We start from the raw sequence: 2,911 nt of genomic DNA, 5'->3' as shown, positions 1-2,911 counted from the left end.
ATGGCGTTCCATCATATCGAGCGAGATCGGAAATTCGCGCGCCTCCGCCTTGAAGAGGCTGATCCCTGCGCGACCGTCGACAATGTCGATATTTGCACGGTCATGATAGCGCCCGCAAAGCCCTTGATTGATGATCTTGTCCGGCGTCCCCGCGACTTCCAGCACCTCGCCAAACGGCGCGAAAGCCTCTTGTGTGAGCGGTGAAAGATGGAGCTCTCTGGTCATGCGCCCAGCTTTTCGATCAGGCGCAACTGTGCAATGCGTTCAACCTGACGGCATGCCTCGGCAAATTCGGTATCGCGGTCATTCTCGATCCGGCGGTGAAATGCGGCAAGGATGGAAGCCTTGTCATGGTCTTTCACCGCGATGATGAACGGAAAACCATGCCGCGCGACGTATTGCGCGTTGAGCGACTGGAACGCCGCGCGTTCGTCGTCGGTCAGCAGGTCAAGCCCTGCCCCCGCCTGCTCGGCCGTGCTTTCCGCCGTCAGCTTGCCTGCTGCCGCCAGTTTGCCCGCCAGATCGGGGTGTGCCTTGAGCACATTCAGACGCTGTTCTTCGGACGCAGAGCGGAATACCCGCGCCAGCGCGCTGTGCACGCCAATGGCGGTGTCATGGGTTGGTCCCAACTCCAGCGCATGGGCGCCTTCGGCAATCCACGGGCTATGCTCGAAGATGCCGCCAAAGGCTGCGACAAAGCTCTCAAGGTCCATTTCAGAGGGGCGGAGAGTGTTTGGCGCAGGATGCTGCGCCGCCCAATGATCCGCAATCTCTTCGCGGGTGGCGAACCAGACATCATCGTGGGATTTGAAATAATCAATCACCCGCGCCAGTGCCGCCGCACGGCCCGGACGCCCCATCAGGCGGCAATGCAGACCGATTGACAGCATCTTGGGCGCGCCTGCCGCACCTTCGGCGTAAAGCACATCAAAACTGTCGCGCAGATAGCTTTCAAACTGGTCACCGTTCGTGAATCCCGCCTGAATACCAAAGCGCATATCGTTGCAGTCCATCGTATAAGGCACGATCAACTGGTCGGTGCGGCCAAAGCGCGACCAATAGGGCAGATCATCGGCATAGCTATCGGCGACATAGGCAAATTGGCTCGTTTCCGCGACCAGACGCACGGTGTTGTTGGAACAGCGGCCCGTGTACCAGCCACGTGGCGCGGCACCGGTGACTTCGGTGTGCAGGCGGATTGCCTCGGCGATTTGCGCGCGCTCCACGTCCTCGGGCATGTCCTTGTGTTCAACCCATTTCAGGCCGTGGCTGGCAATTTCCCAGCCTGCGGCCTGCATCGCGGCCACCTGTTCCGGCGCACGGGCCAAGGCGGTGGCGACGCCATAAATGGTAATCGGCAGATCTCGCAGCAAACGGTGCAGACGCCAGAAACCGGCGCGTGACCCGTATTCATAGATTGATTCCATGTTCCAGTGCCGCTGGCCCGGCCAAGGGGTGGCACCTGTGATCTCGGACAGGAATGCCTCTGATGCAGCATCGCCGTGCAAGATATTGTTTTCGCCCCCTTCTTCGTAGTTGAGCACGATCTGCACAGCGATTTTTGCCCCGTTCGGCCAGTTGGCAGCGGGCGGGTTCGGTCCGTATCCGGTCATGTCGCGGGGGTAGCGGGTCAATCCATGTTCCTCTTCAAAGTTAATTTCCTATAAAGCAAAGCAATGATTTTCTTTTTCAAAAAAAATGCGAAAGAGCCTCTTGTTTGCCTCGCTTTGCGCTTCATCTGCCTTTCTGGCACTAAGTGGAACAGCATCAAAGGAGCAGCGCAATGAGCGGTTATCTGACAACACATGTTCTGGACACGGCGCGCGGTTGTCCGGCGCAAGGCCTCAAAATTGAGCTTTTTGCGATTGCGGGTGAGACGCGCAGCCTGCTCAAGACCCTGGTCACGAATGATGACGGGCGCACGGATGAGCAAATCCTGCCTGCGGATCAATTCGCCACAGGCAGTTATGAGTTGGTATTCCACGCAGGTGCCTATCTTGATGCCATCGGCACCCCGCCAGAAGATCCGCGTTTTCTTGATATCATCCCGATCCGCTTTGGCATGTCGGACGCATCGCATTATCATGTGCCGCTGCTGCTGTCGCCCTTCGGCTATAGCACCTACCGCGGGTCCTGATCACCGCGCACGACGGCGCTGATCCGGTCGATCACGAAATCCATGAAAAGCCGCGTTTTGGGGTCCTGCCGCCGCCTGTGCGTGAACAGGCATGCCATCTGGATCGGCACGGGCGGCGTTTGCGTTGCAACGGGCACCAAGCGGCCCGCCTTGATATGCTCGGCCACTTCGAACACGGGCTTCATCGCGATCCCGTTGCCCGACAGCGCCCAATCCGTCAGCACATCCCCATCATCGGATTCGTAGCGGCCTTGGACACGAAATTTCTTTGGCCCCTCTTGCGTCATCAGGCGCCATTGAAATTCCGACGCACCGGGAAAGCGCAGGTTCAGGCATTCATGGCGGTCCGCGATCAGATCATCGCCCGACGCAGGGGTCCCATGCTTTGCGATATAGGCCGGTGCGGCGCATAGAATCCGCTGCACATCAGCGATCTTGCGGATGCGCAGGTTGCTGTCCTCCGGCTCACCCAGAAAGAAAGCGAGGTCCAGACCTTCCGTCGTCAGGTCCACTTTGCGATCCGTCAGACGCAGGCGCAGGGTGATTTCGGGATAAAGTGCGAGAAAATCCGGCACATGTGGCGCAATCAAGCGTCTGCCAACCCCTAACGGGGCCGCGACATAAAGCGCGCCTTTGGGGTTTTCGGTGATATTGACCACTTGGGTTTCAGCATTCGCCACGCTTTCCAGAATCTCGCAAGCGCCGCCATAGAACGCCCTGCCCTGTTCGGTCGGCGTCAGGCTCCGCGTGGTGCGCTGGAACAGACGCACGCTC

The 2,911-nt window shown here is 59.0% G+C and carries 4 protein-coding genes; 1 reads left to right on the top strand and 3 read right to left on the bottom strand.

The genetic code is table 11. The features are described from left to right. On the bottom strand, positions 1 to 225 hold a 225-nt coding region (locus tag VGP75_RS09780), incomplete at its 3' end, for an ureidoglycolate lyase (protein WP_327543481.1). Beyond that, a complete protein-coding gene (gene puuE / locus VGP75_RS09775) occupies positions 222 to 1,634 on the bottom strand; it encodes an allantoinase PuuE (protein ID WP_327543480.1) in 1,413 nt (470 codons plus the stop codon). The genes VGP75_RS09780 and puuE, both read right to left, overlap by 4 nt. Before the next feature lie 149 nt (positions 1,635 to 1,783). Here puuE and uraH point away from each other — a divergent pair, with 149 nt between their 5' ends. Further along, positions 1,784 to 2,137: a hydroxyisourate hydrolase gene (uraH, locus tag VGP75_RS09770; RefSeq protein ID WP_327543479.1), complete on the top strand. Its 354-nt coding sequence runs from the start codon at positions 1,784 to 1,786 to the stop codon at positions 2,135 to 2,137. Here the strand turns inward: uraH and VGP75_RS09765 are convergent. After that, positions 2,122 to 2,911: LysR family transcriptional regulator (locus VGP75_RS09765; protein ID WP_327543478.1), on the bottom strand; the 790-nt coding region annotated here is incomplete at its 5' end. The genes uraH and VGP75_RS09765 overlap by 16 nt on opposite strands.

This window comes from Yoonia sp., assembly GCF_036007805.1.
Taxonomy (GTDB): domain Bacteria; phylum Pseudomonadota; class Alphaproteobacteria; order Rhodobacterales; family Rhodobacteraceae; genus Yoonia.
Note: the sequence above shows the minus strand (reverse complement) of the source record. Positions and strands in the feature narration are given on the sequence as shown.

What these genes read in the sequence shown, in the direction of transcription:
- uraH (WP_327543479.1), top strand. Translation starts at nt 1,784, where the DNA reads ATGAGCGGTTATCTGACAACACATGTTCTGGACACGGCGCGCGGTTGT.